Genomic DNA, 13961 nt, shown 5'->3' on the forward strand with positions numbered 1-13961 from the left:
CAGGCAAAACAACAAAACAGCGGTCATACTTGATGTATGGCCGCTGTTTTTTGTGAAGCATGGGCGGGAAACAGCCGTTCAAAACCCGACTTATCCCTAATTTGCGCGCCCTTTGGGCGCCGTTTTTTGCTGCGTCAAACAACGCGGGCGGGACGAAACACCCGGAACGATTCCCAAATATATCTTGCTAATTTTCTCACGTTGTGGTAAAATATACGATGTATACTATGCAGTTTTGCGCTCCGGCGCGAAACGGACCGGAGAAATCCTATGATAAACAGATCTCTTGTGAGAAGAAAAGCGATAATGCGGCTTATGGGACGCTTCTGGGCGGCGGCGATGCTGGCGCTCATCGCGGAGGTGATAAGCTTAGCGGTCAGCTTCCTGCAGAACGCGGTCTACAAAGCGTTCAACGTCAAGCTTTTGACGGCGCAGCAGCTTATCTCCACCGAGGCGATAGACGCCTACTTCAAGGAGCTTTTGAGCGACCGCTGGGCAGTCGTGAAGATGCTGTCCGTCTTCGCCGGCGGCCTGCTGGTGACCTTCCTGCTTTCCGCGCCGCTGCGCTTCGGCACGCTGAAATGGCACTACTCTGTCGTCAAGGGCTCGCCGCAGACGGTCGGCTGGGCGCTGAACGAATACGGCTCGCCGAAGAGCGTCGGCCGTTCGCTCTGGATATATATCTACACAGGCCTGCACTATCTGAAGTGGGGCTTGCTGATCTTCGCCGCGCCGCTCGGGATGTCGATAGGCGGCTCGCTCATCTATGAGAAGGGGCGCGAAGGCGTCGCCGGAATGCTGATGAGCTTCGGCATAGTCGCGGCGATCGGCTGCGCGGTGCTCTTCGTCTACGTGACCAACCGCCTCTTCCTCGCGCCGTATATCTACGCGGAGGGCGATATAAGCGCGTTTCAGGCGGTCCGCGAGAGCAAGGAGCGAATGCGCGGGCAGTCCGGAGGACTGCTTGTGTTTCAGCTTTCGCTGATACCGCTGATACTGATAACCTACTTCCTCTGCTACGGCGCGGGCACGATAATCGTCGCGCCCTTCGCGTCGATGTGCTACGCGACCTACGCCGACGAGATACTCACCGGCGGCGCCTCCGGCGAAGAGGAAGAGATAGAATATACAGTTGAATAAATCCGAAAGAGGAAAGAAATATGAACGAAAAATACTACATCACCACAGCGATCGCCTATACGTCGCGCAAGCCGCATATAGGCAACACCTACGAAGCGGTCTTCACCGACTGCATCGCGCGCTATAACCGCCTGCGCGGGAAGGACGTCTTCTTCCTGACCGGCACCGACGAGCACGGCGTGAAGATCCAGGAGGCCGCCGAGGCCGCCGGCGTCGCGCCGAAGGAGTACGTCGACCGCGTCGCCGGCGAGGTCAAAGAGGTCTGGGACCTGATGAACACCAGCTACGACAAGTTCATCCGCACGACCGACCCCGACCACGAGCGCACCGTCGCTAAGATATTCACGAAGCTCTACGAGCAGGGCGACATCTACAAGGGCGAATACTCCGGCAAATACTGCGTCGCCTGCGAGACCTACTTCACCGAGAGCCAGCTCGTCGACGGCAAATGCCCCGACTGCGGAGGAGAGGTCACCGAGGCGAAGGAGGAAGCGTACTTCTTCCGTATGAGCAAATACGCCGACCGCCTGCTGAAGCATATCGAGGAGCATCCGGACTTCATCATGCCTGAGAGCCGCCGCAAAGAAATGGTAAATAACTTCCTGCTGCCCGGGCTCAGCGACCTTTGCGTTTCGCGCACCTCGTTCTCGTGGGGCGTGCCGGTCGAGTTCGACCCGAAGCACGTCGTCTACGTCTGGATCGACGCGCTCTCCAACTACATCACCGCCCTCGGCTACGACGTCGACAAGGATAAGCAGGGCGAGAACTACAAAAAGTACTGGCCGGCGGACGTCCACGTCATCGGCAAGGACATCCTGCGCTTCCACACGATCTACTGGCCGATAATCCTCATGGCGCTCGGCGAGCCGCTTCCGAAGCAGATCTTCGGCCACCCGTGGCTGCTGAACGGCACCGACAAGATGAGCAAGTCGAAGGGCAACACCATCTACGCCGACGAGCTCTGCAAATACTTCACCGTCGACGGCGTCCGCCTCTATCTGCTGAGCGAAATGCCCTACGGCGCGGACGGCACGATCACCTACGAAGCCGTCATCCGCAAATACAACACCGAGCTTGCCAACAACCTCGGCAACCTCGTCAGCCGCACCGTCGCGATGACGAAGAAATACTTCGGCGGCGAAACGCCCACCCCGATCCTCGAGGGCGAGCCGGTGGACGACGAGCTCATCGCCGCCTGCCGCGAGACGGCGCACACCGTCTGCGCGAAGATGGACGAGCTGCGCGTCGCCGACGCCGTGAACGCCGTCTTCGACCTGCTCGGCAGGGCGAATAAATACATCGACGAGACTGCCCCCTGGGTGCTCGCGAAGACCGAAGAGGGCCGCGAACGCCTCGGCGTCGTCATCTACAACCTGCTTGAAACGATCCGCCACGCCGCCGTCCTGCTCGCGCCCTTCATGCCCGCGACCTCGGAGAAGATACTCTCGATCTTCGACTGCAAGGCGGACTGGAACCGCCTCGAGAGCTTCGGCCAGCTCCAGACCGGCACCGACCTCGAGGACTGCGGAATGCTCTTCGCCCGCATCGACGAGGAGAAGCTGCTCGCGGAGATATTCGCGGATAAAGAATAACGCGATGAGATTATTCGATACCCACGTACATATGGACGACCCGCGCTACGACGCGGACCGCGAGGAGCTTCTGCGCGGTCTCGCCGCCGCGGGAGTCGAGCTTATACTCAACCCCTCCGCGAATATGGAGGAAGCCCGCGCCGCCGTCGCTTTGAGCGAGAAGTACCCCTTCGTCTACGCCGCCGTCGGCGTGCATCCGTCGGAAACGGCGGGCTTTTCGGAGGCGGACTGCGCGGAGCTGCTTGCGCTCGCGGCGAAGCCGAAGACGGTCGCGATAGGGGAGATCGGGCTCGATTACCACTACGACGACACCGACGCGGAAACGCAGAAGCGCGCCTTCGCGCGGCAGCTTGAGCTGGCGAAGGAAGCGGATCTGCCCGTGATAATCCACTCGCGCGACGCCTGCGCCGATACGCTCGAGCTCGTCCGCGCGAGCGGCGTGCGCCGGGGCGTCGTCCACTGCTTCGGCGGCAGCGCCGAGACCGCGCGCGAATACGTCGCGATGGGCTTCCACGTCTCCTTCACCGGAGTTATAACCTTCAAAAACGCGCACCGCGTCCGCGAGGCGTGCGCCGCCGTGCCGCTCGACCGCCTCATGATAGAAACGGACGGCCCGTATATGTCGCCGGAGCCGCACCGCGGCGAGCGCAACGAGCCGGCTTTCGTCCGCTTCGTCGCCGCGAAGATGGCGGAGGTCAAGGGCGTTACGCCCGATCAGCTCGCGGAGATAACGTTTGAGAACGCGCTGAAATTTTTCGGGATAAAAGAACTTCGATAAACAGTCGGTAAATCAACGATAGCAACGCTCCTGTCATTCCGAGCCGGCGAAGACGGCGAGGAATCCCCCTCGTAAGCGACCGTTTGCATAGGGCGGGGGATCTCTTGCTGCGCTCGAGATGACAGATACACGGCAAAAGGAGACCGTATGCTTCAGAAAAAACGCTTTTTCGGAAAACACGACGGACTGACCGTCTTCCTGCTTGCCGCGGGACTGGCGCTGTCGGTCTTTTTGCCCGTGATGATAATGACGGGCGGATACCAGCTGTTTTTCGGCGACTTCCAGCTTCAGCAGATACCGTTTTACAGCGAGGTCAACCGCGCGATACACAGCGGCGAGTTCTTCTGGAACTGGAATACGGATATGGGCGTCAACACCATCGCGTCCTATTCCTTCTATCTGCTCGGCAGTCCGTTTTTCCTGATAACGCTGCTCTTCCCGCACACCTGGACGACCTATCTCATCGCGCCGCTCTACTGCGTGAAGATCGGGCTTGCGGCTATGGGCGCGTTCTTCGTCATCCGCAGGCGCGTGGCGAATAAATATTTCGCCTTCACCGGCGGCATACTTTACGCGTTCTCCGGCTTCCAGATGTTCAACCTCGTCTTCAACCACTTCCACGACGTGGTGGCGTTCTTCCCGTTCGTCATCCTCGCTTTCGACGCCTGCATCGAGGAGGGGAAGCGCGGCTGGCTCGGGATAATGGTTTTCATCAGCTCGCTTTACAGCTACTTTTTCATCCCCGGTGTCGCGGTCTTCGTGGTCATATATTATATTCTGCGCCTGATAGGGAAGGATCTGAAGTTTTCCTTCAAAAACCTCTGCCGCGCGTCGTTTGAAGCCGTTATCGGTCTGGTGATGGCGGCGGCGATACTGATGCCGACGCTTATGGCGCTCTCGGATTTCCCGCGCGCGAACGAGTCCTTCAGCAACAACTACTATATGTGGTTCTTCTCCGCGACGAAGCGGTATTTCGAGCTCGCCCGCGGAATGATATTCCCGCCGGAGATACCCGGCGACCTGAACTTCTTCCATCGCGGGAGCGACTCCTGGATACCGAACTGGACCTCCACCTCCGCCTGGCTGCCGCTCTTCTCGGTGACGGGCGTGTGGGCGTATCTGCGCACGAAGAAGCAGCATAAGCGCGACTGGCTTTCGATCCTGCTCGTGCTCTGCTGCGTATGCTCCTTCGTGCCGGTGTTCAACGCGGTGTTCCTGCTCTTTAAGTCGAATTACTATACGCGCTGGTGGTATATGGCGATACTCTTTATGGCGATGGCTACCGCGATCGCGCTCGACCGCCGCGAAACGAACTGGAAGGCGGGCATAAAGGGCACGATAATCGCCTCCGCGGCGATCGCGCTGCCGGTCGGACTTTCCGGCGTAGTGTGGGTGCTGACGAACCCGTCGAACTTTGAGAAGATCGACGGCGTCGGAGACGTCTTCAAAGGGCTGGAGCAGTACCCGGACCGCTTCTGGCTTTACGTGTTCTTCCTCGCGCTCTGCATCGCGATGGTGATACTGCTTACGCGAATCATGCGCCCGATGTACCTGCGCGATCTCGATTCGGACGAAACCGGCACCGCGGCCGCGTTCGAGGTCGGCGATAAGAAGACGGAGAAGGCGGAAGCGGCGGAGGCGTCCGCATCCGGCGTTACGGTCGAAGAGGAAGACGAAGCGGAAGCTCCCGCGCCCGATTCCGTCGTCACGAGCGAAGCGGAAGCTCCCGCGCCCGATCTTGTCATCCTGAGCGAAGCGAAGGATCCCACACCTCAAGCGGACGTGTCGCAAAAGGAAGGGGATTCCTCGCCCGAAGGGCTCGGAATGACAGCGGCGGCAGAAGTCAACCTCGCCGCCTTGCCCGCCGCCGAAACCGCCGACGCTGCCGACGCCGCCGAAACCGCCGACGCCGCCGAAACCGCCGACGCCGCCGAAGCCGACGAGCCCGCCCCGCGCAAGCGCCGTTTCTTCAAGCGCCGCCTGTTCAAGCGCGGAGGCGGCGGGCCCGACTTCATCGTGAAGTGGTCGTCGAAAAAACGCTACGGCGTCGCGGTGCTCGCAACGACCTGCTTATTCGCCTTCCTCGCGTGGACGTTCTACGAGCAGATCGGCTACTCAAAGGCGTTCAGCCCGGATTTCTACGAAGAAAACTACCTTTACTCATATGAGACCATACAGCTCGAAGGGCTGGAGAACTCCCGCCTCGAGAACTACGACGGAGTGCGCAACCTCTCCATTTTCATGCACACGCCCGGTCTTTCGAGCTTCCACAGCGTCGTGCCGACCTCCACCATCGAGTTTTACGATTCGCTCGGCATAAAGCGCGACGTCGCCACGAACGTGCCGCTTGACCGCGGCGCGCTGCGCCCGCTGCTTTCCGTCCGCTACGTGCTGGATGACGACAATCAGCGCGAGCTTTTCGGCGAATGCGACTGGCTGACCTACGTCGGCGAGATAGGCACCTTCGACGTCTGGGAAAACAACCAGTTCATCCCGATGGGCTTCTGCTACGACAACGCGATCCCGCGCAGCGACTACGATTCGCTGAACAGCGACGCGAGGGCGCAGATCCTGCTCGCCGCGATGGTGGTGGACGACGACCGCATCGACTACTTCTCCCGCTTCATGAACACCGCGCCGTTCTATACGCTCGCCTACAGCGAGATCGCGCAGGCGCGCAACGCCGATAACCGCCGCAGGACCGCCTCGAAGAGCTGGGAGTTCGGCAAAAACGGCTTCACCTCCGTGATAGATATGGAGCGCGAGAACTACGTCTTCTATTCGATCCCCTACGACGCGGGCTGGACGGCGTACGTCGACGGAGCCGAAGCCGAAATAGAGCGCGTGAACGTCGGCTTCATGGCGGTGCTCGTCGGCGAAGGCGAACACACCGTGGAGTTCAGATACGTCAGCCCCGGCTTCATAACGGGCGCGAAGATATCCGCCGCCGCTGCGGGCGTCTTCGCCGCCTACCTGTGCGCCGACGCGCTCCTCGCGCGCCGCAGAAAGCGCAGGGCGGAAGCGGCGGAGGAAGCGGTATGAAACGCCTGCTCGCCGCGCTTCTCTCGATAACGCTCGCGCTCGCCGCCTTTTCCGGCTGCGCGAAGGAGGTAACGGAATTGAAGTTCAACGCTGACGGCGAATTCAGAATACTCGTCCTCGCGGACTGCCAGGACGGAGAAAAGCCGAACGAGCGCATGATGAAATTCATCGGCGCGATGCTCGATATGAACAAGCCCGACCTCGTCGTCCTCCTCGGCGACAACGTCATCGAGGGCGAGGAAAAGAAGTTCCGCAGTGGCGCCGAGGCGCTGCTCGCGCCGATCGTCGAGCGCGGAACGCCCTACGCCTACGTCTTCGGCAACCACGACGACGAATACGGCATGACGAAAGAGGTAATGCACAGGGTCTACTCCGGCATCGGCGACTGCCGCACGGTCGACGCGGCGCCGGAGATAAGCGGACTCGGAAGCTGCGCGATACCCGTCATGTCTTCCGACGGCGGCCGCGCGGCGTATTACCTCTGGATGATAGATTCCGGCAGCTACGATCCCGTCTACGGCGGCTACGACCACGTCCACGAGGATCAGCTCGAGTGGATGAAGGCGACCGCCGCGGAATACAACGCGGACGGAATCGTTCCGTCGATGGTCTTTCAGCACATAATCCCGCCCGAGGGGTTCGACTTCCTCTGTGAAAGCGGCCTGCCCGAAGGCACTCCCGGCACGAAGGCGTACGGCGGCAAGAACTACTCCCTGCGGCTGAACGATAAAGCGTCCGGCTACCTCGGCGAATTCCCCTGTCCGCCGACGGTGAATAGCGGCGAGATGGACGTCCTTGCCGAGATCGGAGGCGTCGTCGGCGTCGCGGTCGGCCACGACCACGCCAACGCCTTCATCGGCGAGGCGAAGGGGATAGATATAATCCAGTGTCCCGGCGCGTCCTTCGCGTCCTACGGCGACGACCTCATCCGCGGCTGCCGCCTGATAACGCTGAAGGAGGCCTCGCCGGACTACGAGACCAAAATTTTCACCGTAACCGCCTATGAGGACGGTTTGTACGACGCGGAATAAACGAAACGCCCCGCACTCACGGGGCGTTATCCGAAAGAGAAGGAGGCGAGAACGGTGCCCGACAAAGACGAACTCGAAAAAAAGGAAGCGGAAGAAACGGAGCCCGTTCCCGCCGAAGAAAAGGGAGCGCCCGATTCCGACACCCTCGCCGACACCCCCGCCGCTGACACCCCCGCCGAAGGCGGAGCTCCCGCGCCCGATCCTGTCATCCTGAGCGAAGCGAAGGATCCCACGCCTCAAGCAGACGCGCCGCAAAAGGAAGGGGATTCCTCGCCCGAAGGGCTCGGAATGACAGACGCGGGCGAAGCGCCCGACTCCGACACCCCCGCCGACGCCCCCGCCGAAGGCGGAGCTCCCTCAGACGAGGGAGCTGTCGAGGACGGCCTGCCGTCCGAGACTGAGGGAGGGAACTACACCCCCGACGACGCCGACCCCGACCCCGACGAAGACGATGAGCCGATCCCGAAATACGTCCTGCCGGTATTTCTCGGCATCATCGCGCTTATCGCCGCGCTGATCGTCGTGCTCTTCTTCGCGCCGGGCCTGCTGCGTTCAAAAAGCCCCGCGGGCAGCGAATCGGAAGTCTCCTTTTCGTCCGTCCCGTCCGAAAGCGGCGCTTCGCCGTCGTCATCGTCGCCCCCGTCGCCTTACTCGTCCTATTCCGATATCGACGAAATACCCGACTTCGTCCTCTACGGCGTCACGCCCTACCTGATGGACGAGGGCGAGCCGTACAGCTATATGACCGAGGATATCGACGAGGAGGGCACCTCCCTTGTCGGCGTGATCACCGCGCGCAGCTACAAAAAGGGCGGGCTGACGAAGGCGGCGCAGGCGTTCGCCGCGGATATGGAGCTCGACCTGACGGGCTACGAATCGCGCCGCGTGACCTTTGAGATAACCTTCGACGACGGCTACCCCGAGATGGGCTACCTCTGCACCGACTACTACAGCGCCGCCGAGTTCGAGAGCGAGTTCGATATGATATCCTCCTCGCCGGACGGCGAATACGAATACTACGCCGGCCATATCATGATGAACGGCGAGGAGCGCCACGTATACCTGCTGCTCCACGCGGCTTACGACTACGAGGATTCCTTCATCGCCGCGGTCGAGTGGGACGTCATCGTGCCGGAGGGGTACGACGGGATCTGCATCGGATACTACAACACGATGCTCGAGCAGAGCGAGGATTACCAGAATGCAGACACCGTCCTCGACTGCTTCGACAGGGACAATATGTTCTTCTTCAGATGCGACTGAGGCGGAACCGCGCGGGGGCGTGACCGCCGCCGCTGTAAAGAAGCTGACGCGCCGCCGACCGCGGCGCGTTTGTATTTTACAAAATTTTCATATTTTTTCGCTTGATTTTCGCGGAAACTGTGTTATACTCGTAATATTCAATTCGCGGGGCGCGCCCCGCTGCCGAAAGGAAGGGTATTATGAAAAAGGTTTTGACGGTACAGGATATATCCTGCCTGGGCAAATGCTCGCTGACGATCGCGCTGCCGGTGATTTCGGCGCTCGGCTCGGAAACGGTCATTCTGCCGACGGCGGTGCTCTCCACGCACACGATGTTCAAAAACTTCACCTGCAAGGACCTGAGTGACCAGATAGAGCCGATAACGGCGCATTGGAAGAGCGAGGGCGTGAAGTTCGACGCGATCTACACCGGCTACCTCGGCACGATCGAGCAGATCGACATGATAAAGCGGATTTTCCGCGACTTCCGCGGCGAAAACACCGTGATCTTCGTCGATCCGGTCATGGCGGATAACGGCAAGCTTTACCCCGCCTTCGATATGGACTACGTCAAGAAGAACGCCGAGCTCTGTGCCGGCGCTGACATCGTCGTTCCGAACATCACCGAGGCGTCGCTGATGACCGGTATGGACTACCGCGAGGAATACGGCGTCGACTATATCAAGGAGCTGCTGCGCCGCATGAACGACCTCGGCGCGCGGGTCAACGTCATCACCGGCGTTTCGCTCGAGAAGGGCAAGACCGGCGTCATGGGCTTCGACCGTGAGAGCGGCGAATACTACGTCTATCAGAATGACCGCGTGGACGCGGTCTATCACGGCACGGGCGACCTTTTCTCCAGCGCCTGCGTGGGCGAGATAATGAAGGGGCGCGACTGGCGCGACGCGATGCGCATCGCCGCGGACTACACCGCGCACACCATCGAGGTCACGCTTGAAAGCGCGGATAAGCCGTGGTACGGCGTCGACTTCGAGGCGACGCTCCCCGAGCTCATCGCGATGAAATAAGCCGCGGTATCCGAAAATGAAAGCGCCCGTCGACGACGGGCGCTTATCTTATTCATCAGCTCATTTCATCAGGTCGCTGAGCTTTTTGGAGTAGAAGTAGTCGTGAATCAGGCCGTCCAGCTCGGTCCACATCGGGAGCGTGCGGCACTTCGCGGCGCGCGGACATTTCTCCGCGCCCTCCGCGAGGCAGGCGACGGCGGCGAGCGTGCCCTCCGTCAGCGCGAGTATCTCGCCTGCGGTGTATTCCTCAGGCGCGCGGCAGAGCGTATAGCCGCCGCCCTTGCCGCTGGAGCCGCGTATCAGCTTCGCGCGGACGAGCTCGCGCACGATTATTTCCAGATACTTTTTCGATATCTCCTGACGCTCGGCGATCTCCTTCAGCGGAGTCGGGCCGTCCGCGTGCTCCGCGAGATCGAGCATAACGCGCAGGGCGTAGCGTCCTTTGGTCGAGATCATTTCGTTCACCTCTTTCGCCTATTATACCACAGGTTAAATAGGTAAATCAAGAGCCGCCCGAAAATAATTTCAAAAATATTTTTCAATTACCTATTGACATAGTAGGCGATTGATTGTATAATCTCGGTAACGAACGGCAGGTGAGACCATGTTCATATACGCGGATAACGCCGCGACTACGAAAATGAGCGCGGCCGCGAAAGCGGCGATGGCGCCGTATATAGACGACTGCTGGTATAACCCGTCCAGTCTTTACGGGGCGGGGCAGCGCGCGAAGGAGGCGCTCGAAGCCGCGCGCGCGGAGGTCGCCCGATGTATCGGGGCGGAGCCGCGGGAGATAATCTTCACCTCCGGCGGCTCGGAGTCGGATAACCAGGCGCTGCTTACCGCCGCCGAGCTCGGCAGAAAGGCGGGCAGGCGGCACGTGGTCTCCGACGCCATCGAGCACCACGCGGTCCTCCACACCCTCGCGAAGCTCGAGAAGGACGGCTTTGAGGTGACCTACCTGCCCGTTCACGAAGACGGGATCGTCCGCGCCTCCGAGGTCGAGGCGGCGATAAGGGACGACACCTGCCTTGTCACCGTCATGTACGCGAACAACGAGATCGGCACCATCCAGCCGATAAGCGAAATAGGAGAGATCTGCCGCCGCCGCGGAACGCTTTTCCACACCGACGCGGTGCAGGCGGTCGGGCACATACCGGTCGACGTGAACGCCGACAAAGTCGATATGCTTTCCGCATCGGCGCATAAGTTTCACGGGCCGAAGGGCGTCGGCTTCCTTTACGTCCGCCGCGGCGTGAAGCCGGCGGCGCTGATAGAAGGCGGCGCGCAGGAGAGCGGCCGCCGCGCCGGAACGGAAAACGTCGCGGGTATCGCGGCTATGGCGGCGGCGCTTAAGGAATCCGTCGGCGGCATGGCGGCGAACGCCGCGAGGGTCACGGCGCTGCGCGACCGGCTCATCGCGGGGCTCGCGGAGATACCTCACTCGGCGCTGAACGGCGACGCGAAGCGGCGCCTGCCTTCGAACGTCAGCTTCTGCTTCGAGGGCATAGAGGGCGAATCGCTGCTGCTGATGCTGGACGACGCGGGCATATGCGCCTCCTCCGGCTCGGCGTGCACCTCCGGCTCGCTCGATCCGAGCCACGTCCTGCTCGCCATCGGCAGAGTTCACGACGTCGCTCACGGCTCGCTGCGGCTGACGCTCGGCGAGGACGCGACGGAGGACGAGGTCGGCTATATGATCTCGTCGGTGAAGGAGGTCGTCGAACGCCTGCGCGGTTTTTCTCCCGTCTGGCGCGACCTCGTTTCAGGCAAATCGGAGTTCATTCTGTGATACGGGACTGATCGGCGATAATGACAATACGCCTGACAATCAGTCAAAACTCAGCTTTGAGAAGGTGATAAAATGGCGCTTTACAGCGAAAAAGTGATGGATCACTTCCGCAACCCGCGCAACGTCGGCGTTATCGAGAACGCGGACGGCGTCGGAGAGGTCGGCAACGCGAAATGCGGCGACATAATGCGGATCTATCTGAAAATAGACGGCGATATAATCAGCGACGTGAAGTTCGAGACCTTCGGGTGTGCGAGCGCCGTCGCCTCCAGCTCAATGGCGACCGAGCTCATCAAGGGCAGGCCGCTTTCGGAGGCGAAGGCGCTGACCAACAAAGCCGTCGCGGAGGCGCTCGACGGGCTTCCGGCGTACAAGATGCACTGTTCGGTGCTCGCCGAGGAAGCGATACTGAACGCCATTGAGGACTATTACGGCAAACATCCCGAAAAAAGAAAGGACTGACATCCATGGCATATAAATTCGAGACGCTTCAGCTCCACGTCGGGCAGGAGCAGGCGGACCCCGCGACCGATTCGCGCGCGGTGCCGATATACCAGACGACGAGCTACGTTTTTCATAACTCCGAGCACGCGGCGGACCGCTTCGGCCTGCGCGACGCCGGCAACATTTACGGACGCCTGACCAACTCCACGCAGGATGTGCTCGAGAAGCGCGTCGCGGCGCTGGAGGGCGGCGTCGCGGCGCTCGCGGTCGCGTCCGGCGCGGCGGCGATAACCTACGCCGTTCAGGCGCTCGCGCGGCAGGGCGAACACGTCGTCGCGCAGAAGACGATCTACGGCGGCAGCTATAACCTGCTGGCGCACACGCTCGCGCAGTACGGGATCGAAACGACCTTCGTCGATATCCATGACCTCGACGAAGTCAGGGCGGCGATACGCCCGAATACGAAGGCGGTCTACGCCGAAACGCTCGGCAACCCCAACAGCGACGTGCCGGATATCGACGCGCTCGCGCGGATCGCGCACGAAGCCGGCGTTCCGCTCGTCGTGGATAACACCTTCGGCACGCCCTACCTCTTCCGCCCGATAGAGCACGGAGCGGATATCGTCGTCCACTCGGCGACGAAGTTCCTCGGCGGCCACGGCACCACGCTCGGCGGCATAATCGTCGACTCCGGCAGGTTCGCGTGGACTCCGGAGAAGTACCCGAACATAGCCGCGCCGAACCCGAGCTACCACGGAGTCGCCTTCACGGCGGCGGCGGGCCCGGCGGCGTTCGTCACCTATATCCGCGCGATCCTGCTGCGCGACACCGGCGCGGCGATCTCGCCCTTCAACGCGTTCCTGCTGCTGCAAGGGATAGAAACGCTGTCGCTCCGTCTGGAGCGCCACGCGGAGAATACGAAGAAGGTTGTCGCCTTCCTCGCGAAGCATCCGCTGGTCGAGCGCGTCAACCACCCCTCGCTGCCCGATCATCCGCAGCACGCGCTCTATGAGAAATACTTCCCCAACGGGGGCGGCTCGATCTTCACCTTCGATATCAAGGGAGGCAGGGAAGAGGCGTGGCGCTTCATCGACGCGCTGAAGGTCTTTTCGCTGCTGGCGAACGTCGCGGACGTCAAATCCCTCGTCATCCACCCGGCGACGACGACGCATTCGCAGCTTTCGCCGCGGGAGCTTGAGGAGCAGGACATACGCGAAGGCACGATACGCCTTTCCATAGGCACGGAACATATCGACGATATCATCGCCGACCTCGAGAACGGCTTTGCCGCGATTCAGTAAAGGAGGATAACAATGGCTAATATCTACAAAGGCGCTATAGAGCTCATCGGCAACACGCCGCTGGTCGAAACAGTGAATATAGAAAAAGAGCTGTCGCTGGAGGCGACGGTGCTCGTGAAGCTCGAATACTTCAATCCCGCGGGAAGCGTCAAGGACAGGATCGCGAAGGCGATGATCGAGGACGCCGAGAAGAAGGGACTGCTCAAACCCGGCTCCGTCATCATCGAGCCGACGAGCGGAAACACCGGCATCGGCCTTGCCTCCATCGCCGCCGTGAAGGGCTACCGCGTCATTCTGACGATGCCGGAAACGATGAGCGTCGAGCGCCGCAACATACTCAAAGCGTACGGCGCGGAGCTGGTGCTGACCGACGGCGCGAAGGGCATGAAGGGCGCGATCGCGAAGGCGGAGGAGCTCGCCGCGGAGATCCCGGACAGCTTCATCCCCGGGCAGTTCGTCAACCCCGCCAACCCCGCGATCCATAAGGCGACCACCGGCCCCGAGATCTGGCGCGACACCGACGGTAAAGTCGATATCTTCGTCGCGGGCGTCGGCACCGGCGGCACCGTCA

General features: G+C 61.1%; 12 protein-coding genes. 11 read left to right on the forward strand and 1 reads right to left on the reverse strand.

Features of this window, described 5'->3' with window-relative positions:
* The first annotated feature begins 270 nt into the window (after positions 1 to 270).
* From IJL83_03600 to IJL83_03630, 7 genes are all read left to right on the forward strand, one after another.
* On the forward strand, positions 271 to 1140 hold the full coding sequence (locus IJL83_03600) for a hypothetical protein (GenBank protein ID MBQ6552683.1): 870 nt from the start codon (positions 271 to 273) through the stop codon (positions 1138 to 1140).
* A gap of 20 nt (positions 1141 to 1160) precedes the next feature.
* Entirely contained in the window at positions 1161 to 2732 is a 1572-nt protein-coding gene (gene metG / locus IJL83_03605; GenBank protein MBQ6552684.1) for a methionine--tRNA ligase, read from the forward strand.
* 4 nt (positions 2733 to 2736) lie between these two features.
* Positions 2737 to 3510, forward strand: coding sequence for a TatD family hydrolase (locus tag IJL83_03610; protein ID MBQ6552685.1), 774 nt, complete (start codon positions 2737 to 2739; stop codon positions 3508 to 3510).
* A 147-nt stretch (positions 3511 to 3657) separates the two neighbouring features.
* Positions 3658 to 6552: a YfhO family protein gene (locus IJL83_03615; protein MBQ6552686.1), complete on the forward strand. Its 2895-nt coding sequence runs from the start codon at positions 3658 to 3660 to the stop codon at positions 6550 to 6552.
* Positions 6549 to 7583, forward strand: a complete 1035-nt coding sequence (locus IJL83_03620; GenBank protein MBQ6552687.1) for a metallophosphoesterase — start codon at positions 6549 to 6551, stop codon at positions 7581 to 7583. The genes IJL83_03615 and IJL83_03620 overlap by 4 nt, the downstream gene beginning before the upstream one ends.
* Positions 7584 to 7637: 54 nt before the next feature.
* On the forward strand, positions 7638 to 8846 hold the full coding sequence (locus IJL83_03625; GenBank protein MBQ6552688.1) for a hypothetical protein: 1209 nt from the start codon (positions 7638 to 7640) through the stop codon (positions 8844 to 8846).
* A gap of 179 nt (positions 8847 to 9025) precedes the next feature.
* Positions 9026 to 9853 (forward strand): pyridoxamine kinase, encoded by an 828-nt coding sequence (locus tag IJL83_03630; GenBank protein MBQ6552689.1) that lies wholly within the window; start codon positions 9026 to 9028, stop codon positions 9851 to 9853.
* A 60-nt stretch (positions 9854 to 9913) separates the two neighbouring features.
* Here the strand turns inward: IJL83_03630 and IJL83_03635 are convergent, their stop codons facing one another.
* On the reverse strand, positions 9914 to 10309 hold the full coding sequence (locus IJL83_03635) for an Rrf2 family transcriptional regulator (protein ID MBQ6552690.1): 396 nt from the start codon (positions 10307 to 10309) through the stop codon (positions 9914 to 9916).
* A 148-nt stretch (positions 10310 to 10457) separates the two neighbouring features.
* Between IJL83_03635 and IJL83_03640 the strand changes: the two genes are divergently transcribed.
* The 4 genes from IJL83_03640 to IJL83_03655 all read left to right on the forward strand — a co-directional run.
* Positions 10458 to 11645: an aminotransferase class V-fold PLP-dependent enzyme gene (locus tag IJL83_03640; protein ID MBQ6552691.1), complete on the forward strand. Its 1188-nt coding sequence runs from the start codon at positions 10458 to 10460 to the stop codon at positions 11643 to 11645.
* A 72-nt stretch (positions 11646 to 11717) separates the two neighbouring features.
* Positions 11718 to 12107 carry a Fe-S cluster assembly scaffold protein NifU gene (nifU, locus tag IJL83_03645; GenBank protein MBQ6552692.1) on the forward strand — a complete coding sequence of 130 codons (390 nt, stop codon included), beginning with the start codon at positions 11718 to 11720 and terminating at the stop codon, positions 12105 to 12107.
* Positions 12108 to 12112: 5 nt separating this feature from the next.
* The gene (locus IJL83_03650) at positions 12113 to 13390 is read left to right on the forward strand and encodes an O-acetylhomoserine aminocarboxypropyltransferase/cysteine synthase (GenBank protein MBQ6552693.1); all 1278 of its coding nucleotides are present in this window, start codon (positions 12113 to 12115) and stop codon (positions 13388 to 13390) included.
* 12 nt (positions 13391 to 13402) lie between these two features.
* On the forward strand, positions 13403 to 13961 hold a 559-nt coding region (locus IJL83_03655; protein MBQ6552694.1), incomplete at its 3' end, for a cysteine synthase family protein.

Source organism: Clostridia bacterium (genome assembly GCA_017438525.1).
In the GTDB taxonomy this organism is placed as follows: Bacteria; Bacillota; Clostridia; order Oscillospirales; family RGIG8002; genus RGIG8002.

Coding starts and splice junctions, on each gene's coding strand:
- IJL83_03620 (MBQ6552687.1), top strand. CDS start 6,549: ATGAAACGCCTGCTCGCCGCGCTTCTCTCGATAACGCTCGCGCTCGCC.
- metG (MBQ6552684.1), top strand. CDS start 1,161: ATGAACGAAAAATACTACATCACCACAGCGATCGCCTATACGTCGCGC.
- IJL83_03600 (MBQ6552683.1), top strand. CDS start 271: ATGATAAACAGATCTCTTGTGAGAAGAAAAGCGATAATGCGGCTTATG.
- IJL83_03650 (MBQ6552693.1), top strand. CDS start 12,113: ATGGCATATAAATTCGAGACGCTTCAGCTCCACGTCGGGCAGGAGCAG.
- IJL83_03640 (MBQ6552691.1), top strand. CDS start 10,458: ATGTTCATATACGCGGATAACGCCGCGACTACGAAAATGAGCGCGGCC.
- IJL83_03615 (MBQ6552686.1), top strand. CDS start 3,658: ATGCTTCAGAAAAAACGCTTTTTCGGAAAACACGACGGACTGACCGTC.
- nifU (MBQ6552692.1), top strand. CDS start 11,718: ATGGCGCTTTACAGCGAAAAAGTGATGGATCACTTCCGCAACCCGCGC.
- IJL83_03610 (MBQ6552685.1), top strand. CDS start 2,737: ATGAGATTATTCGATACCCACGTACATATGGACGACCCGCGCTACGAC.
- IJL83_03630 (MBQ6552689.1), top strand. CDS start 9,026: ATGAAAAAGGTTTTGACGGTACAGGATATATCCTGCCTGGGCAAATGC.
- IJL83_03635 (MBQ6552690.1), bottom strand. CDS start 10,309: ATGATCTCGACCAAAGGACGCTACGCCCTGCGCGTTATGCTCGATCTC.